22 protein-coding genes are annotated in these 20,522 nt (G+C 58.3%); 13 read left to right on the top strand and 9 right to left on the bottom strand.

Annotation, left to right across the window (positions count from 1 at the left end):
* Positions 1-26 precede the first annotated feature (26 nt).
* Positions 27-527 (top strand): CBS domain-containing protein, encoded by a 501-nt coding sequence (locus LDL28_RS06815; protein ID WP_233057877.1) that lies wholly within the window; start codon positions 27-29, stop codon positions 525-527.
* A 33-nt stretch (positions 528-560) separates the two neighbouring features.
* Here LDL28_RS06815 and LDL28_RS06820 read toward each other — a convergent pair whose 3' ends face one another.
* The 3 genes from LDL28_RS06820 to LDL28_RS06830 all read right to left on the bottom strand — a co-directional run bounded on the left by LDL28_RS06820 (position 561) and on the right by LDL28_RS06830 (position 5,150).
* The gene (locus tag LDL28_RS06820; protein WP_233057878.1) at positions 561-2,822 is read right to left on the bottom strand and encodes a TonB-dependent siderophore receptor; all 2,262 of its coding nucleotides are present in this window, start codon (positions 2,820-2,822) and stop codon (positions 561-563) included.
* An 8-nt stretch (positions 2,823-2,830) separates the two neighbouring features.
* Positions 2,831-3,067: a hypothetical protein gene (locus LDL28_RS06825; protein WP_233057879.1), complete on the bottom strand. Its 237-nt coding sequence runs from the start codon at positions 3,065-3,067 to the stop codon at positions 2,831-2,833.
* A gap of 193 nt (positions 3,068-3,260) precedes the next feature.
* Positions 3,261-5,150: a methyl-accepting chemotaxis protein gene (locus LDL28_RS06830; RefSeq protein WP_233057880.1), complete on the bottom strand. Its 1,890-nt coding sequence runs from the start codon at positions 5,148-5,150 to the stop codon at positions 3,261-3,263.
* A 346-nt stretch (positions 5,151-5,496) separates the two neighbouring features.
* Between LDL28_RS06830 and LDL28_RS06835 the strand changes: the two genes are divergently transcribed.
* Positions 5,497-6,141: a type 1 glutamine amidotransferase domain-containing protein gene (locus LDL28_RS06835; protein ID WP_233057881.1), complete on the top strand. Its 645-nt coding sequence runs from the start codon at positions 5,497-5,499 to the stop codon at positions 6,139-6,141.
* A gap of 172 nt (positions 6,142-6,313) precedes the next feature.
* Here the strand turns inward: LDL28_RS06835 and LDL28_RS06840 are convergent, their stop codons facing one another.
* Complete coding sequence (locus tag LDL28_RS06840; RefSeq protein ID WP_233057882.1) at positions 6,314-8,818, bottom strand: TonB-dependent receptor; 2,505 nt, start codon at positions 8,816-8,818, stop codon at positions 6,314-6,316.
* Positions 8,819-9,100: 282 nt separating this feature from the next.
* Between LDL28_RS06840 and LDL28_RS06845 the strand changes: the two genes are divergently transcribed.
* The 5 genes from LDL28_RS06845 (at position 9,101) to LDL28_RS06865 (ending at position 13,729) form a co-directional block, all read left to right on the top strand.
* Positions 9,101-9,964, top strand: coding sequence for an ABC transporter permease (locus tag LDL28_RS06845; protein WP_370636265.1), 864 nt, complete (start codon positions 9,101-9,103; stop codon positions 9,962-9,964).
* An 11-nt stretch (positions 9,965-9,975) separates the two neighbouring features.
* Complete coding sequence (locus tag LDL28_RS06850) at positions 9,976-10,719, top strand: ABC transporter ATP-binding protein (RefSeq protein ID WP_233059219.1); 744 nt, start codon at positions 9,976-9,978, stop codon at positions 10,717-10,719.
* Positions 10,720-10,755: 36 nt separating this feature from the next.
* Positions 10,756-11,700, top strand: a complete 945-nt coding sequence (locus tag LDL28_RS06855; protein WP_233057883.1) for an aliphatic sulfonate ABC transporter substrate-binding protein — start codon at positions 10,756-10,758, stop codon at positions 11,698-11,700.
* A 408-nt stretch (positions 11,701-12,108) separates the two neighbouring features.
* The gene (ssuD, locus tag LDL28_RS06860) at positions 12,109-13,275 is read left to right on the top strand and encodes an FMNH2-dependent alkanesulfonate monooxygenase (protein WP_233057884.1); all 1,167 of its coding nucleotides are present in this window, start codon (positions 12,109-12,111) and stop codon (positions 13,273-13,275) included.
* Between the two features lie 298 nt (positions 13,276-13,573).
* Positions 13,574-13,729 (top strand): hypothetical protein, encoded by a 156-nt coding sequence (locus LDL28_RS06865; RefSeq protein ID WP_233057885.1) that lies wholly within the window; start codon positions 13,574-13,576, stop codon positions 13,727-13,729.
* Between the two features lie 146 nt (positions 13,730-13,875).
* Here LDL28_RS06865 and LDL28_RS06870 read toward each other — a convergent pair whose 3' ends face one another.
* A complete protein-coding gene (locus tag LDL28_RS06870) occupies positions 13,876-15,189 on the bottom strand; it encodes a hypothetical protein (protein WP_233057886.1) in 1,314 nt (437 codons plus the stop codon).
* A 341-nt stretch (positions 15,190-15,530) separates the two neighbouring features.
* Here LDL28_RS06870 and LDL28_RS06875 point away from each other — a divergent pair, with 341 nt between their 5' ends.
* Genes LDL28_RS06875 through LDL28_RS06885 form a run of 3 tightly spaced genes read left to right on the top strand, consistent with a single transcriptional unit; the run spans position 15,531 to position 17,428 of the window.
* Positions 15,531-16,073, top strand: coding sequence for an Rrf2 family transcriptional regulator (locus tag LDL28_RS06875; protein WP_233057887.1), 543 nt, complete (start codon positions 15,531-15,533; stop codon positions 16,071-16,073).
* Positions 16,074-16,108: 35 nt separating this feature from the next.
* The gene (locus LDL28_RS06880) at positions 16,109-16,498 is read left to right on the top strand and encodes a cupin domain-containing protein (protein ID WP_233057888.1); all 390 of its coding nucleotides are present in this window, start codon (positions 16,109-16,111) and stop codon (positions 16,496-16,498) included.
* Between the two features lie 21 nt (positions 16,499-16,519).
* The gene (locus LDL28_RS06885; RefSeq protein ID WP_233057889.1) at positions 16,520-17,428 is read left to right on the top strand and encodes an NAD(P)-dependent oxidoreductase; all 909 of its coding nucleotides are present in this window, start codon (positions 16,520-16,522) and stop codon (positions 17,426-17,428) included.
* A 140-nt stretch (positions 17,429-17,568) separates the two neighbouring features.
* Here LDL28_RS06885 and LDL28_RS06890 read toward each other — a convergent pair whose 3' ends face one another.
* Positions 17,569-17,736 carry a hypothetical protein gene (locus LDL28_RS06890; RefSeq protein ID WP_233057890.1) on the bottom strand — a complete coding sequence of 56 codons (168 nt, stop codon included), beginning with the start codon at positions 17,734-17,736 and terminating at the stop codon, positions 17,569-17,571.
* Between the two features lie 253 nt (positions 17,737-17,989).
* Positions 17,990-18,112 carry a hypothetical protein gene (locus LDL28_RS15600; RefSeq protein ID WP_255663108.1) on the bottom strand — a complete coding sequence of 41 codons (123 nt, stop codon included), beginning with the start codon at positions 18,110-18,112 and terminating at the stop codon, positions 17,990-17,992.
* 83 nt (positions 18,113-18,195) lie between these two features.
* Between LDL28_RS15600 and LDL28_RS06895 the strand changes: the two genes are divergently transcribed.
* The 3 genes from LDL28_RS06895 to LDL28_RS06905 all read left to right on the top strand — a co-directional run bounded on the left by LDL28_RS06895 (position 18,196) and on the right by LDL28_RS06905 (position 19,814).
* Complete coding sequence (locus LDL28_RS06895; protein ID WP_233057891.1) at positions 18,196-18,333, top strand: hypothetical protein; 138 nt, start codon at positions 18,196-18,198, stop codon at positions 18,331-18,333.
* Positions 18,334-18,918: 585 nt separating this feature from the next.
* A complete protein-coding gene (locus tag LDL28_RS06900) occupies positions 18,919-19,284 on the top strand; it encodes an antitoxin Xre/MbcA/ParS toxin-binding domain-containing protein (protein WP_233057892.1) in 366 nt (121 codons plus the stop codon).
* The gene (locus LDL28_RS06905; RefSeq protein WP_233057893.1) at positions 19,281-19,814 is read left to right on the top strand and encodes an RES domain-containing protein; all 534 of its coding nucleotides are present in this window, start codon (positions 19,281-19,283) and stop codon (positions 19,812-19,814) included. Before LDL28_RS06900 ends, LDL28_RS06905 begins: the two co-directional genes overlap by 4 nt.
* 133 nt (positions 19,815-19,947) lie before the next feature.
* Here LDL28_RS06905 and LDL28_RS06910 read toward each other — a convergent pair whose 3' ends face one another.
* Together LDL28_RS06910 and LDL28_RS06915 are read right to left on the bottom strand one after the other, a co-directional pair.
* A complete protein-coding gene (locus tag LDL28_RS06910; RefSeq protein ID WP_233059220.1) occupies positions 19,948-20,289 on the bottom strand; it encodes a hypothetical protein in 342 nt (113 codons plus the stop codon).
* A gap of 13 nt (positions 20,290-20,302) precedes the next feature.
* The gene (locus tag LDL28_RS06915; protein WP_233059221.1) at positions 20,303-20,497 is read right to left on the bottom strand and encodes a hypothetical protein; all 195 of its coding nucleotides are present in this window, start codon (positions 20,495-20,497) and stop codon (positions 20,303-20,305) included.
* Between the last annotated feature and the right edge of the window lie 25 nt (positions 20,498-20,522).

Here is a 20,522-nt window from a genome sequence, read left to right on the forward strand (position 1 = left end):
CTGAAAACATGAAAAAGGATTGTCCCATGTCCTCCCGTGTCTTTCATATCCTTGCCCGCAAGGGCCACACGGTCATTACCGTGCGCGAAGATGACCCGATCCCTGCCGTGGCCGACATACTGGCGCAGCACAATATTGGTGGCGCGCCCGTTATCGGTCCCGATGGCGGGATGGTCGGTCTTGTGTCGGAAAAGATGATCGTCAATGCACTGGCACAACGGGGGCCGGACATTTCCTCCGTGCGGGCAAGGGATATCATGCGCACGGATATTCCCACCGCGACACCTGATGACAGTATCTATGATATCGCCTGCCGCATGACCTATTCCCGCAGTCGGCATATGCCGGTTCTGGAAGATGGAAAGCTGGCGGGTCTGGTCAGCATCGGCGATATTGTCAAACTCCGCGCGGAAAATGCCGAACAGGAAGCCGCGGAACTACAGGATTACGTGACGGGAAGCGACCATGCCGCCGTCCAGTCGCAGGAAAGCACACCCCTTGTGCACTGCGGGAAGAAAGACGCATAGTCGCATGATCGCAGGTGTCACTTCCCCCGGGAATCAGAGATCGGCGCTGATGGAGAATTTGAAGGTCTCGGGATCTCCCATGACCAGATCGCTCTGGTAGACCGAAGCCCAGTAACGCTGGTTACCGATGTTATCCACCTCAAAACGCGCGGTCAGCGGCTTCTGGGCGGCAAGGAACGTGTAGCGTGCCCCAAGATCGAAACGTGACCATGCCGGCAGGTGCGCCGTATTGGCATTGTTGAACTGCTGCTTGCCCGTACTGATGACACGCCCGACCAGTGTCAGGCCCTTGATGAACGGTACGTCATATTCAAGGTTGCCGTTGATGGTATAGTTCGGAATGCCGATAACGGTCTTGCCGTTATAGGTTCCACCAGCCGTATGCATCTGCTTGGCATCAATAAGTGTCAGCCCGCCATTAAAGCGCAGGCCGCGCACGATCTCGCCGTTTAATGTCAGTTCCATGCCCTGGTTACGCTGCCTGCCATCCTGGGTATAGATGGACTGCCCCGTATTCCCGTAGGCTTCGGTCAGCCCATAGGGCATGGAGGTCTGGAAAAAGGCGACACCCGCGGCAAAGCGACCGACATCATACTTGGCGCCGACTTCGTACTGGGTGCTCTGGTAGGGGGCGAAAACCTGTCCGGCATTGACATAGGTTGACCCGACGGTCTGCCCGGCCGACAGGCCCTGGATACGATTGAAGTAAAGGGAAACATTGCTGACCGGATGAATCACAAGACCAATGACCGGGGAAAACGCCGCCGCATTGTAATGCGTGTTCAGCTTGCCGGAACCGTAGTCAAATGAATCGGAAAGAATATCCTGATAACGGAAGCCACCCGTCAGCGCGATGCGGTCATGCCAGAAGGTCATCGTATCCGACAGGAACAGGCTGTAGAGCTTGTTCCAGGCCACGCGCCCGGGGTTGCTCAGGTTGCCCCCCGTAAAGGTTTCGGCAGGTGTGAACTGCGTGGGATGGTAGATGTTGCCCGCCTGGGGGGTCAGGCTCATGGCGTAGGCGGAATCCGATTCTTCCCAGATCGCGGATCCACCTGCATTGAACTCATGTCTGATGGGACCGGTCGTGACATGCGCGCGCACACCGGCCTGCGTCGCCTGGTTCATGACATTATACGCATCGGCCATGGCGCCGACCGTGCCGTCGCCGGTATGGGAATTCGTAAGCGTGGTGGTCGCGTAATTACCCATTTCGTTGCCGCTCTGGGCCCCGAATTTGCCGTAGGCGGTTATGTGCTCCCCAAAATCATGTTCGATGTTCAGCGTTCCGAACAGATAGGCCAGATCCGTATAGGCCCAGCGCTGCCCCCAGTTTTCAGATGGGGCGGTCGCCCTGGGTGCTGGCATGCCCGCCGCCAGGCTGGAGACAATGATCGCGCTTCGACCACCAAAAACCTGCTGTTTCTGGTAGTTCATGTTCATGTTGATGCGCGTGTCCTCATTGTGCCAGTCGAATTCGGCGCCAAGGGCCACGTCATCATGGCGTTCGCCCTTGATCGGCGTCTCACCATCCATGCCCGCCGCGTTGAACCGGAATCCGAATGCGTGGTCCTTCCCAAACCGGCGGCTTATGTCGAATGCGCCCCCGCCCTGGCCACTACTCGTATAATCGCCTGTAATGCGGGTAATATCCGTCGCGGCCGCCCGTTTGGGGATCAGGTTGACATTGCCGCCAATGGCCGAGCCACCGGGTGCGGCCCCGTTCAGGAATGCGCTGGCGCCGTTGAGAACCTGCACTGAATCATAAAGCTGCGGGGATACGAGCTGTCGCGGTGTAACGCCGTATAGTCCATCAATCGCGACATCATCGCCATAAAGGGTGAAACCACGGATCTGGAAAAGCTGGGCATAGTTGCCGTAGCCCATCGTCGTACGCACGGTGGGATCGTTCAGTAGCACATCCCCCAGTGTCTGTGACTGCTGGTTCAGGATCAGGCTGGAATTGTAGCTGCGGATGTTGAAGGGCACATCCAGCCCCTTCTTGTTACCCAGCGCGCCCAGATCACCGCCGCTGGTTACATACATGCGGTTTTTGCGGGCGGCGGTGACGACAATATCCTCATGCCCGCCTGCGTCCGCATCCTTTGCATCCTTGGGAGCCGTGTCTTTTTTCGGGCTGGCGGCAGGCTGCGCCCCGGACGCGGAAGCGGTTTTCGCCTTCTGCTGCACAGGGCTGGCCTCGCTTGCGGAAGCAACGGAAACCGCCGGGCCGCGGGTACCAGCCAGCAGGCTGGAGATGCAGATGGTGCTCAGGCAAAGCGCGCGAAGACTCATTTCAAAGCTCACATAGTGACATTACCCGATCGCTTATTTAGCAAATGATAGTGAATTGCAATATCAAATAGCCCCTCTCTCCTGATAAAAATCCTGACCTCCCTTCGCGTTGCCGGGCTTCCCCTCTGGCGCGGCCGGTTCATCTTGATGGTGAAGTCATTACTGAACCCGGTGAACAGATCCGGGCCCATGAGATGATGACGCCAGGCGTCAAAGACGTGCCGCTCCAGATCCTCGCGGCGCATGTGGGCCGTTACCGCAAATGCCCTTGCTGCGTACCGTCGGGCAGGCCAGCAGTACGCCCAGGGTCATCGAATACCAGTGCCGTGCGCCCGGTTGTCATTTATGGTCGAGAAGCCCCGGCGGTGACTTCCGCTGCTGCTCCCGCTTCATGACATGACCCTGTTACTGTTCAGGCAAGACGGGCGCGGAACGGCCTCATGCCCTCAGTTCTCCGTGTTCATTCCCGGCCTTCCATGACCATGCACCAGCCTCCAGGTCCGCCATCCATTGCGGAAGGGGCGATCCGCCCTCCATGGCATGATCGATCAGCATATCCTGTGCTTCCGCCGGATCGACATCGGGCAGCAGGAACTGTCCGATCAGGGAATTCAGTTTATGGCTTTCATCCACGATGCTTCTGGATGTGGCGCTGAACTGTTCGGCCACGGCGGCATTCTGCTGGGTTGCCCCATCCAGGGCAGCAATGGCGGTATTGATCTCGTCCAGACTTATGGACTGCTCGTGGGAGGCAAGGGCGATCGCATCAAGGTTCCCGCCTATCTCAGCAATGAATTCTACAATGACACGCAGGGCCTCGCTGCTGTCGCGAACCCGGCTGGCGCCTTCCTGAATGTCGGATGCGGTGCTGAGGACCAGCGCGCGGATATCCCGGGCGGCTTCCGTGCTTTTTTCAGCAAGGGAGCGCACTTCACTGGCCACCACCCCAAATCCTCGCCCGACTTCGCCCGCGCGCGCGGCTTCCACGCTGGCGTTCAGGGCCAGTATATTGGTGTGAAAAGCGATATTATCGATCATCTCAAGGATGGAGACGATACGCCCTGAGCCTTCCTCGATCCGTTGCATGGCGTTGGCGGTCTCATCGGTAATCCGGGCGGAATCCGATGCGGTTTCGCGTGCCGTAATACCAATCTGGCGGGCCGCGTCCGAACGCCGCGCCGATAGCGCGACACTTTTGGCAATGCCTGCCACAGCCGCCGCTGTCTGCTCCAGCGAGGCGGATTCCTGTGCCGTTCGCCGGGCAAGATGCTCGGCGCCTGTCGCCATTTCCTGAATGCCGTCATCCACCGTAAGGACGGAAGTGGACATGGCGGAAAATGTACTGGCCAGTTGCGTAAGCGCTTCGTTGAAATCGCGGCGCAGCGGCTCGAATTCCGGGGAAAATGGGGTTTCGATCCGGAATGAAAGATCTCCCCCGACCATCCGCTTGAGCGCATCGGCCATGCCGCCCGTCGCCTGTTTCAGATGGGCACGGGCATTCGCTTCCGCCCTGTCCTGAATGACGCGTCGGTTGATTTCGGCCTGCTCGCGTTGGTGTTCGGCTTCTTTCTGAAGGGTTTCAGCGCGGATCGTGGCGCTGCGGAACACTTCCAGCGAGCGCGAGATATCGCCAATCTCGTCCCCCCTGTCGCCATAGGGGAATGCAAGCGTGGTATCGCCCCCCGCAAGTTGCTTGATGGTGGCGTTTATTCTTTTGAGCGGCCGCAGGATATTACAGTACACGACCAGTACGGACGCCGCCAGAACCACGAACAGGACCAGATAGGCCCCGTAAACGCGCTGGAGTGTAATGCTGTAGGTTTGCTCCGCTGCCCGGGCGTACGACCCGGCACGCACCGTGTTAATGGTTGTCAGGGATGACAGCGTGGCGGACATGGCCTGCTGCTGGTCCAGAAGCCGCGCGTTGGCGGTTGTCGCCGTGGCGCTGTCGGTAAACCGGGTCGGGTCGGCAAAGGTTTCGGCATGGCTGGCGCGGTACTGCTGCCATTCCGAACGGAGATTACGGAAAAGCGCTTCTTCCTGATGGGAACCGACCAGCGGCGCATAGGCTTCGATGGCATCGGTTTCGCCCTGCGCGATCGGCCCGATCATCGCTTCCAACGAACTGACGGCTTCGGGCGTGGTGGCGGCAAGCTGATCGCTTTCAGTGGACCGGAACGCCCGAAGCTGCTCCCCTATTGTGCCGATGGCCCGGATGCTGCCCAGAGATTTATGGTTGATCTGGTCTATGTGGTTGTTGACGCTGCTAAGGCCCCGGACCGAACAGATGCCAGCCGTGATGCAGGCGGCCGCAATACAGATCTGCACAAGACCTATGGAAAATTTAATACTAAAGTATTTCAAATATCACCTTTGACATTTTGCAGTATTATATTTTCAAGAATCACAATCATACCATGTAATTTTATTTTATGGACGGTAGTTACTGGCCATAATACGTAGTATCGTGACGTTTGGCATAGCAGAAAGATGTTAAAGTTTTATGTCACCCGCTCACTGGGGCCTGAATCTGGTTAACATTCGCCCGATAGGGCGAAGCGACGTGCGGTTATTCATGGGAACACCCGCGCGATGGGACCGTTAAGTCAGGATCAGGCTGCGCCGGGCGCTACATGCTTTGCGCAACCTTTCACAGAAATGACGGGGAACAGTCATGGCAAGCCATGAATGCAGCACGGACCGCAGTGATGGGATACAGGCCACGCCCTCCACACCGAGCACTCAGTCCACGGAGGGTAAAGATGTCCTCGCGGGGCGCACCATCGCCGTACTTGCCACTGATGGCGTTGAGGAAGTGGAACTGACCGAACCCGTCGCGGCCCTGCGAAAGGCAGGGGCGCGTACGGTTCTCGTCTCGCCACATAGCGGCGAGATTCAAGCCATGCAGGCAGATGTAAATCCTACCCGATGCTATCGTGTCGATACATCTGTCGGGCAGGCGGACGCCGCGAAGTTCGACGGTCTCGTCCTGCCCGGTGGCACCACAAACCCCGATCATCTACGCATGGATGCCGAAGCCGTGCGCTTCGTGCGGGAATTCGTCCAGTCCCACAAACCGATTGCCGCCATCTGTCACGGTTCGTGGACCCTGATAGACGCTGATGGCGTACGTGGCCACACCATGACATCCTGGCCCTCGCTCCGTACCGACCTGACCAACGCTGGCGCACATTGGGTGGATCAGGATGTGGTGACGGATGGCACGCTGGTCACATCACGTAATCCGCATGATCTCAAGGCATTCTGCCCCGCGATCATTGCCCTGTTTGCCGCAGCTCCCCGCCACGCGGGGCTATGATACGGAACGGATGAAAGCGACACGACCCGATGGGTCGCATGCAAGATGATCCCGTATTTGTCATACTGCTCTGGCTGATATCGGGCCTGACGGAATGGTGGTGCATCGACGCACGGATATCGAACATACCACGGGCCTGTGAGCAGTCAGGCAACCCCACCCAGTCTCCATGCTACAGCCGGTAGCTGAATTCGCCGCCGAACATCGCCGGATCGCCAAGTTGCCCATAGAACACGGCGCCGGCGGCAAGGGGGGTCATGGTGATGAAATATCGTTTGTCCAGCATGTTGTGCCCCCAGAAGCTCAGATCCCATTTGCCGGATTCCGGGCGGATGCCGATATGGCCATCGAGCAGCCCGTACGGCCTGATGCGCGTATAGGCGGATTCGGATGCATCGGCATAATAGCTGCTGCGATAGGTATAATCAGCCCCGACAAAGAAGATGAGCCGCCTCCAGAACCGGCTGGATGGATTGCCGATGTTTCCAAGCCGGGTGGTATATTCCAGCCCGGCGGACAGGTTCCATCGCGAATTCAACGGGATCTGATTGCCCGTCAGGCTGTAGAGGCCCGGCACGTTGGAGGATTCGAGCGGATGAGACGCGTTGTTGAACGATGCGAAGAACGCATCGGTATAGGATGCCGACAGGCGGCCTTCGAGACCCGGCAGGATGGTGCCCCGTGTCTCAAGTTCGAAGCCACGGGAAACGACGTGCCTGGCATTTGTCAGATACGAAATCGTGGTGCCGGCCGAGGTGTAGTACGCGGCACTGGTGATATAATCATGCACGTTGTTCCAGAATGCATCGAAATTGACTAAAAGCCGCCTGTTGAAAAACGCATTCTTGCTCCCGACCTCGAACATATCGTCGATTTCCGGTTTCACGTCAGGATTGGCGCCCTGGGCAATGTTCAGGCTGACCAGATTGATGCCGCCATTCCTGAGCCCCCGGCTATAGGTCGCATAGACGAAATTGTCGCCAGTGGGACGGTACACAAGGCTTAACGTGCCACTGGGTTCGTTTTCCCGATGCGATGCGTGATAGGATGTCGCAGCCCCCAGCACACCCGCGGCAAGTGCGGGGTTGGATGAGTTGACGATGGTTGACGTATAGCTGCCGGACTTCGTAACGAAGGAGTACCGGAATCCCCCCTCGAGCGAGAGTTTCGATGTTATGTCGTATCGTGCGCGTACATAACCCGCGAGATCGTTGGTGATCGGATTATCCGACGATGTGAACAGCGCACCGTTATAGGCGGAATTGTACGTGGCGGGTGACAGGCCATAGCCGTAATATTTCGCACCCTGGGCCGAAATCTGCCAGCGCGTATAATCAGGCACTTCCTCATACATGTAGAAAGCGCCAGCGGATACGTGAAAACGGCGTCCTTCCGGTGATGATATCCTGATCTCCTCGGTGGCGTGCTGTTCATAGACCTGATTATTGCCCGCCGTCAGTGTCCGCAGGCCCGGCGTGGTGCCAAGACCGCCGGAAAAACCGTTATGCGGATACCAGAACCAGGCGTGCCACGCCGCGATGTTTTCCAGCTTCCACCCATGGGACAGACGGTAGGTGACATCCAGCGAAAGACCATATGTTTCCTGATCGACGGCCTGGCTGCCAGTGGCAGGCAGGGCGACCAGCATGTCCCGGATTCCGTGCGCGGGCAGCGGTTCGGCGCCAGCGAAGGCGGCACGCTGCCAGTAATTTCCCATCACGGTAGCCCCGTTGGCATAGTGCGTAAGCGCCGTGGAGAAGGGTGTGACGCAGCAGCTTTCCCTGAGGTGCGAATAATCGGCGATCAGCCGGAGCGTCAGCCTGTCGGTAGGAACCGCCAGCAACTGCCCCTTGACGCCGAGATCGTGATAATCCTGATAGTCGCGGCCGGTCGTGACGTTTTTGACGTAACCGTCATGATTGATCGAAAACCCTGAAAGGCTGAAGGCGACCTTGTCACTGGAACCGACTGGCCCGGTGGCCCGGAGCCGGACATTGGCGGTGTTGTAGCTGCCGTAATCACCCGTGACGGAGTAACCGCGTGTAAAGGAAGGTGCGAGCGTGGTGATGTTGATCGCGCCGCCATCGTTATCCACGCCGCCGCGCGTCGCCTGCGGCCCCTTGAGCACCTCCATGCCCGACAGGTCGCTTATATCACCAAGAACGGCGCCGGGACGTGTCTGGTACACGCCGTCGATATAGACGGCCGTACCGTTTTCCAGCCCGTCCTGCGCGCTGGAACTGAAATTGCCAAGGCCGCGCACATTGATGGCCGTATTGCGTGGATTGGTGATCTGAAGCGAGACCGCGGGCAACAGTTTCACCGCCTGCTGTATGTTGGTGATCTGGTGCGATTGCAGGTCATGTTCGGTGATGGTCGTCACCGCCACGGGATCGTTCTGCCGCATGAGGATCTGACGCCGCGACAGCGTGCGCGTGGCGGTGACTTTCATTTCCTCGGGGTGGGAGGCGATCACGGATGCCGGGCGGGCCGTGGGGGAACGGGTGCCGACGGATTTCGTTGCATGCCGGGGGTGGGCACGGTGGGCGGCGGCATATCCCGGGCGGGTGACACCCGTGGTCAGCAGCAGCGAGAAAGCCAGAGAGCAGTGGGCGACCCGGCGCCTGTCCGGTGAAGTCCATCGCAATCCCTGCTGTCCGTCCGGTCTGGCGCGCATCGCAATCCCCAATAAACGAATCGTATGGTTATATGTTAATATCACGACTATCAGTCGTTCATATGTTTTGTTTCGAGTCAATACAACAGCTCGCGTCTGTTAATTATTATCCCGACCGGGCCGGGAGCAAGGGATGCATACGGATAAAAGGCGCGGAATGACGCGCCGGAATTTATCCACGACTCGTGCCGTATAAAATATATTGAACTACGACTTCATATGTGGAATCATTCCACTATCGTTTATCGTAATAGAATCCGCAAAACTACAGTTGGTGATCGTATGTCCGAGACTTCCCTGCCCACGGGTATCCGCATGCATGGTCTGGCGGCGAATGGAGTGTTCGCGATTCCACCCGGACGTGGCCGCCTGCCACGATGGCGGGATGTCTCGCGTTACGTGTCGCCGCTGGCGCTCGTGGCGCTGTGGCAGGTCTGCTGTTCGGCGGGCTTTCTCTCGACACGCCTCGTCGCCTCACCCGCCCAGATCGCCATGACGGCCTGGTCGCTGACACGTGACGGCACGCTGGAGGCCAATCTTGGCATCTCACTGCTCCGCGCGGCAGCGGGGCTGTCGCTCGCATTGCTGGCGGGAATCGGTCTCGCCCTGGTTTCAGGACTGTCCCGCGCGGGCGAAGATATCGTCGATGCGCCCCTGCAGATCATGCGCACGCTGCCGGTGCTGGCGCTGGTGCCGCTGTTTATTCTCTGGTTCGGGATCGGGGAGACGCCAAAGGTGCTTCTGGTCGCACTTGGCGCGACTTTTCCCGTCTATCTCAACCTTCACAAGGGTATCCGCACGGTCGATCCGAAACTGCTGGAAATGGCGCGTACACTGGGGCTTTCACGCGGGCAGACAGTGCGCGACGTCATTCTTCCCGCCGCCTTGCCCGACCTTCTGGTCGGGGTGCGTTATGCCGTGGGGGTCGCATGGTTGATGCTGGTCGTGGCCGAACAGATCAACGCTGAAAGCGGCATCGGGCACATGATGATGGATGCGGAAGATTTCTTGCGCACCGACATCATCCTGGTGGGCCTGATGGTGTACGGCCTGCTTGGCCTGCTGTCCGATAATCTGGTCCGGGGGCTGGAAAGGTGGCTGCTGGCCTGGCGTCCGCTTTCGCCGCGACGTGGAGAGAGCGCATGAACACGTTTTCAATGCCGGAACAGGCGCGCCCCGAACCAACGGCGCAATCCGCCGCTGCCGCCGTCATGGTACGCGGTCTGACCCGCCGTTTCGCCAGTGGTCCGGCAGTGCTTGACGGGCTGGACCTGCGTATCGCACCGGGCGAGTTTGTCGCGCTGCTGGGGCGGAGCGGATCGGGAAAATCGACATTATTGCGCACGCTGGCGGGGCTTGACCCGGTAACGGCCGGGACGGTCCACCGCCCGGACGATGTGGCGGTCGTGTTTCAGGAAAGCCGGCTGCTGCCATGGCGGCGTGTCTGGCAGAATGTTGTCCTGGGACAGAAAAAAGACGCGCAGGCCCGCGCAAGGGCGCAGGCCGTTCTGGGGGAAGTGGAACTGGCCCATCGCAGCGAGGCATGGCCGCTGACCCTGTCCGGCGGTGAGGCCCAGCGCGCGGCGCTGGCAAGGGCGCTGGTGCGCGAACCGGATTTTCTGATGCTGGACGAACCCTTCGCGGCACTTGATGCGCTGAGCCGGCTCAAGATGCAGCGTCTGGTCGCCGCGCTATGGCAGCGCCATCGCTGCGCCGTTCTGCTGGTCACGCATGATGTGGATGAGGCGGTCCTGCTGGCGGACCGGGCGGTGGTTCTTGAGGCGGGGCGTATCCGGACGGATCTTCCCATCCCGCTGGACCGGCCCCGCCGGCACACCAGCCCCGGTTTCGAACGCTTCCGCCAGACATTGCTGGACGCGCTGGGCGTTCACGACGATTGACGCGCCGGGCAGGCGATATTGCAAGGGAGACGGGATTTGCTGTTTTCAAGACGTCATGTCATGGCCGCGCTGGCGGCCCAGGGGGTCATGGCCGGTATCCCGTGGCGCGCGCGCGGCGCGACCCGGACGATCCGGGTCGGCTACCAGAAATACGGCACGCTCATCCTACTGAAAACGAAGGGGTTTCTTGAAGATGCGCTGCGCCCCGCCGGAATCGGGGTGGAGTGGGCCCAGTTCCCCGCCGGGCCGCCGCTGTTGCAGGCGCTGGTGGCCGGTGCGCTGGATTTCGGGCAGACGGGGGATCTGCCGCCCGTCTTCGTCCAGGCGTCATCGCCCGATGCACTGGTCTATGCCGGGCATGAAGCGCGCTGTGGCGCGAGCGAGGCGATCATCGTTCCAGCCACAAGTACGATCCGCTCGGTTGCCGATCTGAAAGGCAGGCGCGTTGCGGTCACGCGGGGGGCGGATGCCCACTGGCTGCTTGTTGCCTCACTTCATAAACATGGCCTGAGCCTTGGTGATGTTTCCGTATCCTATCTTCTTCCTGCCGCGGCGCGACCGGCCTTTGAGACGGGACAGGTCGATGCCTGGGCCATCTGGGATCCTTACCTGTCCGGCGCGGACGCGGGCACCCGGACGATCGCCACCGGCGATGACGTGGAGGGAGGCACCGCGTTCTATCTCGCCCGCCGTGGATTTTTCGAGGAGAGTCCCGATCTGGTGCGCTCCGTCCTTGCGGCGGTGGCGAAATGCGATGACTGGGCCGCGAACCACAGGGATGAAGTCATCGCCCTGCTTGCACGCAGTACGGGTCTGGCACCGGATGTGGTCGCCCGTTCACTCGCGAAGCTGCGGTACGGCCTTCTGCCCATGACGCCCGACGTGGTTGCGGGCCAGCAGGCAATCGCTGACGGTTTTCACGCAGCGGGCCTGCTGGCCACGATACCGGACGTTGCCGCCGCGGCACCCAGAATCCTTTGACGGACTCTCCGGTTTTTAAAATTGAAGCATGAAGGGGTGAATTGGGTCCGGGAGGTCTGGGCGATACTTCCTTCGGTAAACAACAGTGAATAACCGTTGTTTTTCACGATAATGATATAGATACATAAAAATACGTAAATATGTTTGATTATACAAGAATCACGTTGACTCATGATGATTCATGAGGGACGATAATCGAAATAAACTATATCACACAGTGGAATACGAAGCGTTCCCTGCCAGCGGATAAATCGAAGCCGGTAGTACTGTTTGGGGAACGCCAGATGGTTTCGTGACATCGATTGCCCCGGGGCGAACCCTACGGCTTCGTCCTTCTCGCCCAGACCTTTCCGCCGTTACGCGGTGCCGCGCGGCGGTTCCTGACAATATCCAGTTTCATGAGAGTGTATGATGGTTCAGGCTCCTGAAAAGATAAATGTCCTGTGGTTTCTGCCCACACATGGTGAAACACGTTACCTGGGCTCGGCGGAGGGGGGCCGTTCGGTCGATCTGGCCTATCTGCAGCAGGTTGCCCGCGCGGCGGACAGCCTGGGCTTTTATGGCGTGCTGATCCCCACCGGCCGCAGTTGCGAGGATTCCTGGGTGGTGGCCTCCGCCCTCGTACCGACGACCGAGCGGCTGAATTTCCTGATCGCCCTGCGCCCCGGTCTGCTCTCCCCCACCCTGGCCGCCCGGATGACGTCGACGCTTGACCGCCTGTCGGGCGGGCGGCTGCGGATCAATATCGTCACCGGCGGCGACCCGAAAGAGAACGCCGGGGATGGGGTCTTCCTCGATCACGCGGAACGTTATGCGGTCACGGACGAGTTCCTTGATATCTATTCGCGGCTGATGCGCGGCGAGCAGGTGACGCATCACGGGAAGCATTTCCATATCGAGGACGGTCACCTGCTCTTTCCCCCGCACCAGAAGAATGGCCCCCCACTGTATTTCGGCGGTTCGTCGGATGAAGGCATCCGCGTTGCCGCCAGACGGGTTGATAAATACCTGACCTGGGGCGAGCCTCCTGCGCAGGTTCGTGAAAAGATCGCCCGTGTCCGCGCGGCGGCGGAGAAGGAGGGGCGGGAACTGAGCTTTGGCATCAGGCTGCACGTCATTGTCCGCGAGACCACGGCAGAGGCCTGGGCGGCCGCGGACCGGCTGATTTCGCGACTGGATGACGCGGCGATCGCGAAAGCGCAGGCGATCTTCTCGCGTATCAGTTCGGTGGGGCAGCAGCGAATGGCCGCCCTGCACGGGGGGCGGCGCGACCGGCTGGAGGTCAGCCCCAACCTGTGGGCGGGCGTGGGGCTGGTGCGCGGCGGGGCGGGCACGGCACTGGTAGGCGACCCGGCAACCGTTGCCGAGCGGATTGACGAATATCGCAGGGCCGGTTGTGACAGCTTCATCTTTTCCGGCTATCCGCATCTGGAGGAAGCCTGGCGTTTCGGTGAACTCGTTCTTCCCCTGCTACCCACGGCGCATGCCACACGCCCCGCGGCCAGCGTGAACAATACCGGCCCGTTTGGGGAGAGCATCGCCAACACCATCCCGCCCTTGCAGGCGGCGTCCTGACGGAAGCAGTTTCGCATGTCGTGCTGAATGTCACGTTTGCCGTGCGGTCGCACCGACCGCGCGGCAGGGGTGGCATCAGACGCTTTGCGTAACGGTACGTGCGCTACATCCTGTATGCATCGCTGCCCCGCGTTTGAACCCCTGCAAACCGTCCTTTCGCAACCCCACGTCCATAACTGAAAATGCGTAACCAGCATTGGACGATGTCGGGTTGACCGACAGGATTTTATACAAGGTGGATACGCCCCGGAGCTGGCGCGCAGGATAAAGCCTGCGATCGGACATAAGGAAGAAAATCATGACCACACATCACGAACCCTCCGCTACGGCTCTTGCTCACCGACTGAAGGAGGTGGAGCGCGATCTGGCGCGCGCGGAGAAGGATAATCCGGAACACGTCCACGCCCTGAACGCGGAAAAGAAAAAGCTTGAAGAACAACTCGCCCGGCGTTGATGGCAACTCTGCTCCTTTGAAGTCGCTGACCTGTCCCGCAGTCTGATGCAGGCGGACAGGTCGGCCCAGACCATCACACACAGGCTCATCCTCCACGAGGATCTGTGAATCATAGATTACCAGGTCCTGAGTCTAAAAACCCATGCCTATAGTTTAGGCTCCGCAGTGGTTGCCGAGGCGGTGTTCTGCTTGGTTGGCTCGTTATACTGTGTCGCGCTCACAACAAGGTTGCGATTAGGTGAAATGCCGTTGATTTCTGCGGTAATTTCAACTTCAGGCCCGGACGGATCCGCTGGATCATGACCCAGCCAAATCCGCAGGTCACCGTCGTTTTCTATGGATATGGGGGGGCCATATTTCGCGTCGAGCCTAGCGCGCAAACCCGCCGTGTCGATGTCGTTAGCTAGATGCTGCTCACTCGCGATACGCGTCAGGTGACCCGATTTCCCGTCAAGCGCCATGCAATTCTCGAAAGCAGGAGGTTCTTCACCCTGTGCCCTCGCATCGAAATCCTCCCTGCCAATCTCTCTACCCGCGCAGATTGCCCATTCAGCGGGCGGCTTAGACGTAGCAGAGGCTCCGACCATTCGCGGGTATTGCTGGGCCAGTGTCTTGCTGGTGTTGGCGAGACCGTTGAACAGGAGCACAATACCACCATCCTCAAAGCTTCCAAGTTGCTTGGTCCAACCGGCTTTTCCGGCTGACAAAGCCGCGTCGGTCGATGTTGTTAACCCAATCCCCTGAATGTCTGCTGCCTTCAGGGTCGATGGAATGCTCGGCATTGGGACAGCATCAATTGGAAAATTGTACATCTCCTGGCCCGACTGTGTAAGAAGTCGCCCAGCCACAATAACAGCGTTCACCATGCTTGGCCCATTTTCCTCCAGGGAAGGTGGGACGCTATCGAGATGATATGCCAGTTCGAGGACTACGTAACCGGCGTCGCTACCTTGAGTAGTGGAGAGGTTGAAGCGCTTAGCAAATGCCTCGGCCTGAGGAACAGTCATTGGCACTTGCGCGATTGCGGCGCGATTCCGGAACTGAATCCCGTATTGGTGGAAGATGATGTTATCCTCTACCGGAATATACGATGATTCCCCAAAATCGACCATGTATGCCTGGTTATCGACTTGATACTGCAGCAATTGCACACCAATTCTGACAGAAAAAATCGAGTTTTTGCTGATCTGATCGAATCTCGTCTGTAATGCCTGTATTTTCTGTTGGAGTACTGCATCCCGGTTGAAAGTCGTCGATACACGATATGCGCCCGAGTTCTGGGCATATTTCTGAAAGTCCGGGACAGTTCCCTCCATCCGGTCATACAGGAAGGACATCGTCGTTCCATCAAGTTTTGGTTGTATATAGACCGAATCCGGTGCAGAAAAAGCGCTGATCGGTAAAAGACAAAAAAATAATAATACAAAATAACCTGCAATGAATTTTACACGATACCTCAATATCATAGGAAATATTCCTCTTCGGTTACTACTCCTTATCCCGGATTGAGCAATCCAAACAAGGAAGTCACTGGGTAATATTGCCCTTCAAATATTCCAGCAACCTTTTCATAATTATATCCAGGATCTTCCCGGGACAACCAGGAGACGGACGTTTTCGTTGAATGCTTATGCCAATTCCGCTGTGTTCGAACCCATACGACCATGCGACCAGCCTCAGAAGATCGCCGCCTTGTCTCCCTTGCATGTGCTTACCAGTCCCGTCCGCTTAGGAGAGAGGGTAAGGCAGGAAAACAGAAGGCCAGCTTGCGAATCATAACGCGGACTTATATAGTCCGCGTATGACACTTTATGGCGCAAGCACCGAATATGTCCTGCACAGCCTGCTATGGCTGGTCGATAATCCTGAACCTGTCAGCAGCCTTGATCTGGCGGAACTGCAGGATATCCCTGCGGCGTTTGTCGCCAAGCTGCTTCCCAAGCTGGAAAAGGCAGGGGTTCTCGCCGCGTCCGAAGGTCTGAAAGGCGGTTACAGGCTGGCCAGGCCGGCCGGGGAAATCAGCGTGCTGGCCATTGTGGATGCGGTTGAAGGCCAGAAGAGCCTTTTCAACTGCCAGGAAATCCGTGGTCGCTGCGCCCTTTTCGATCAACGGCCACCCGAATGGGCGACACGGGGCGTGTGCGGAATTCATGGCGTTATGCTGCGGGCCGAGCAGGCCATGCGGCGGGAGCTGGCGGAGACATCGCTTGCCGATCTGGCCAGATCAGTCCGCAACAAGGCCCCTGCCCCCTTCTTTGGAGAGGCACAGTCATGGTTCGACGAACGTGTTCAGACCCGTCGGACCCGCAAGGTCAGGCAACGCAGAAGATCAGCGAACTCCTGAAACATCATAAGCCTCTCGCAACAGGAACATCGAATATGCGTAAGTTTATTGCTCTGGGTGCCATAGCTGCAAGTTTCTGCACCCATTCCCTTCACGCGGCCACCAGGGTCACGCCCCTGACAGCACATGATCTGCAAGGCATTCCCGGCAGGGAAGGTGCCATGCTGACAGTCGATTACGGGCCCGGAGATTCAGATCCGATCCACAGGCACAATGCCTCGGTATTTGTGTATGTGCTGAAAGGAACCGTCATCATGCAGGTCAAGGGCGGGGAGCCCGTTACGCTGAAAGAAGGGCAGACATTCTTCGAAGGACCGAACGATGTCCATCTCGTCGGACGCAATGCCAGCCAGACGGAGCCCGCCCGTTTCCTTGCGTTCTTCGTCAAGGACAAGACTGCGCCCTTCGTTTTTCCTGCAAATTGATCTGAAGGATATCAAAGCATCATGAAGGTTCTTGTCGCTGGCGCCAGCGGCGCATTGGGTCGCCCGCTGATCACGCGCCTGCAGGACGCGGGGCATGAAGTCTGGGGACTGGCCCACCGCCCTGACAGCCTTGAAGCAATTGAAAGGCTTGGCGCATGTCCCGTGAAGGCCGATGCGCTCGACCGGGCTGGCATTTTCACACTTGTCGAGCAAATTCGCCCGGAAGTGGTCATCGACCAGCTTACCTCCCTTCCCGCCAGCCCTTTCGATCTGTCCGCACGCATCCCCGCCGACTGCAGGCTGCGTCTGGAAGGGGGCAGCCATCTGTTCGATGCTGCCCGGACCTGGCACGTGCGGCGCTATATCCAGCAGTTGTCAGGATTTTATCTGGATGGCGGAGAGGAACTGGCGACGGAGGCTTCGCCGCTGAGGGTCAATGCTCCGGGCACGATCGGTGAAAGTGCCCGCATGTATGCGGCACTGGAAAAGCGGGTTATGAGTGCGCCGATGATGGAAGGCATCGGGCTCCGTTACGGGTTCTTCTACGGCCCCGGCACCTGGTACTGGCCAGATGGCGCGTTCAGCCGCCATCTTGAACAGGGCGAAGTTTCCCTGATCGGCGCGGGCCGCAGCATATTTTCTTTCATTCATGTGGACGATGCTGCCCGGGCGACGGTAGCGGCACTAACAGCCCCAACGGGGATCTACAACATTGTCGACAGTCAGCCGACAAAAATATCCGAATGGTTGCCAGCCTATGCAGACTGGATCGGCGCAAATGTTCCGTCCAATCTGGGCGAGCAGGAGGCCCTGCGCCTGATAGGCGAGGAAAGCATCTATTACCAGAACAGTCTGACGGGCGCGTGCAATCGAAAGGCCCTGAATATGCTGGGTTTCCATCCGCAGCGGCTTCCGTGGCTCGATAGGTGAATCGAGGCGTATTCCCTTCAGGTGGAATATATCACGTCCGTTCATGGTATAGCCTCGTACGTCTCATCAAGCTGGCGCGCGGTCTGATCAGCGGATAGGGGCAAGGGGGCCAAGGACTTTCGGGTTCGTAGCCCGCGCTTTCAGGAAGGCAATGTCGAACATAATCTGGCCCTTGTGGAAACATTGCGCAAAATTACCACCACCAAAGGCGCGAGCATGGCCCAACTGGAAATCCCCTTGGTATCCTTGCACACATCGCGCGGAATGGCGGCGCAGGCGATCTCGAAACTATCCCCGGCGACGGTCATGATGCCTGTGACCCGGTCGGGATCAGCTTTACGTTCGGGGCGGTTGGTCCCGTTCGCATGACACGCCCAAAGATGAAGCGCATCTCGGGTCCGTGGCTGAACGGGTAATGTCCGAAATCACGCCGATAAATGACATGCGTTCTACGGCTGCTTACTGCACCCGCAGCATCTCAAGGCCGAAACGCAGCAGACCGGCGCAATCATACGGGTAGTCCGGATGGTCGCGCAAGAGGACAAATTTCAGATCCGGGGCCTACCCCCAGTCCACCACGCACAGCTCATCATCATAGGCCCGTCCCACACCGAAGCCGTTGAGCAGCAGGTAGAATTTTGCGAAAGAGCAGATGGCCGTGGCGCAGTTGGTAAACATCTCCATATTGCGATGTGGCTGTGCGCTGTCACCATGCCGGAGATGACACCCCGAAGTGAGCAACCTTCCGTGGCGATGGCGTTACGGAGTTGCATGATCTCCGGGCCCTCCACCGTGGCCAGCAGCCCGGCATTGCCTTCGGCCACTCGGTCGGCAACGCGCCCGAAATTCTCCCGGTCAGCAGGGCGGAATACGGCGCGGCGACCGACCGCCCTGCCCGCCGGTAAACAGCGAAAAATCTCGGTCCACACACCGGCTATATTATGCGGGCAAGCATGGTCCGTCTTTGGGACCACAGTCGCTCATATTGTGTCTATGGATACATAGTGACAGCGGCCGCACCTTCCTGATCGCCGTCACCCGCAGTTTTTCCTGATATGCGCCCCGATTTTTTTTGGCTTCTGCTGGAGTGCCTGCCAGAAGAATCATTTCGGTCACTTCGAACGCCTGAGGGGCGACGTAATCGTCCTAGGGGAGACCACGCAAAAATGATCACGCACACGTGAAATCAAGCAAAACTACGCTGGAGTTTCGCTCCCGATTGCATCCTATACGCATCCTGCGGAATTTTCCGGGCACAAAAAAAGCCACCCTTATGGGTGGCTTTTGTGTCTTTTCAGACGGATATGATTTGGTTGCGGGGGAAGACAACCAACGATATTTGCGATTGATGGACCGCGAGATACCCCGTCTCGCCGCATGACAGAGGCACCATGCCAAAGCGCATGGGCGTATCCAACTGGAATCCTTGTCATAGGCAATCCGCCTCATATATGATCCCATATCATGGTCAATATATGAGGCACGCCGTCATGTCCGAGATCACATTCCTCGCCGACGCCTTCGATCCATCAGGGCTGATCGCGGCGGAACGGCTGAGCAATATGCTACACATCACGAGGAGTGAACTGGCCGCCACGCTGGGCCTGTCACGTGACGCCGTCTCCAAAAGCGCCCGCCTCGGCCGTCCCGCCACCCAGGCGAGGCTGCGAGACATGGTCGAGATCCTCAATCGCGTCCGACCATGGGCCGGTTCAGCCCAGCAGGCTTTTGCCTGGTACCGATCACAACCCTTGCCCTCCTTCGGTGATCAGACTGCCGAGGCGCTCGTCCGGGAGGGACGCGCCGATGCCGTCCGACGTTACCTGGATCGGATTGCGACCGGCGGTTACACGTGAGATTTACCGGCCGGGTATTCCGGGCTCATAATCCCCGCTGGTCTTTCACCGCATTATCAGGCGACGGTGCGGCGCTTCATGGAGGTCGGTTCAATCCGGTCGGCATACCTGCCCTTTACACATCACTTCGGATGGAGACAGCCTGGCTTGAAGCCCAGCAGGGTTTTCCATTCAAGCCGCAGCCTCTCAATATCTGTGCCTATGATGTCGATAGCGAGCCTGTCCTCGATCTGACCGACCCGTCCAATCTTGATAATCTCGGTTTCTCCTCCTTCGCCCTCGCCTGTCCCTGGGAAGACCTTTCCGACCAAGGCAAGACGCCGCCGTCATGGGAACTGGCAAAGGCGCTCATAACCGGCGGGATGGCTGGCATTATCGTCCCGAGCTTTGCCCCTGGAGCGACGGAAAATGACAGAAATCTCGTCTTCTGGAATTGGTCAGGCGATCCTCCCTCCCGCGCGGCTGTCATTGACGACGAGAGCGCCTGCCGGCAACCGCAGCCTCATGGCCATAAACGGACGAGAGAGTGAAATTGCCGAATGGTAGTCGCCCAGCGCCCCGGCTTGGTGACCGGCTTTATGGGGGATGCGGGAGGTCTGCTTCTGGAACGCCAGCACATGAAAACAGACATCCCTGTATCCGGCGTTGGCGAACGACCCGCCCCTACATACTCGGGTCAATCTCTCTTCCCGCCTGCACCTCGGGATCGTTTTCAAAGGCATGCAGAACGGCTGACCAGAACGCCCGCAGGTTAGGAAAACTGCCCCAATTCGGTGGTTTTTCAGGGGCAACGGTGGGGTTTATACCGAGCACAACCCAACTGACGCGCTCAATATCCTCGTCACTATAGATCAGGAAATTCCTTAATTCGCCGATCGTTTGTATTTTGAATGGCAAATCCCGCGTTTGTGGTTCGTGCTGAATAACTTCACGTAACGTATCGCCAAAGATATCAGCATCTTCGCCGAATGTGCCGCCACCAAGATTTTTTATACGCGGAAACATATCAAGGATGTCATCATTGGTACAGTTTAACAGTCTGGACATAATAGGTCATCCCATTGTGTTCTTTTTTAGTAATTGTAACTTGAATGCGGCGTGCAACTTTGCGTATCCGATCAGCACTCTCGACAACAATAGCTCCACTCCCGGAGATATATCCTTCAATATCTATCTTTGTTTCTGTCCTTGCGTTCTTTAGCCAGTCATCAATTTTATGGGAGTTGGTTCTAAGAGCC

It is taken from the genome of Komagataeibacter sp. FNDCR2 (assembly GCF_021295395.1).
Lineage (GTDB): Bacteria > Pseudomonadota > Alphaproteobacteria > Acetobacterales > Acetobacteraceae > Komagataeibacter.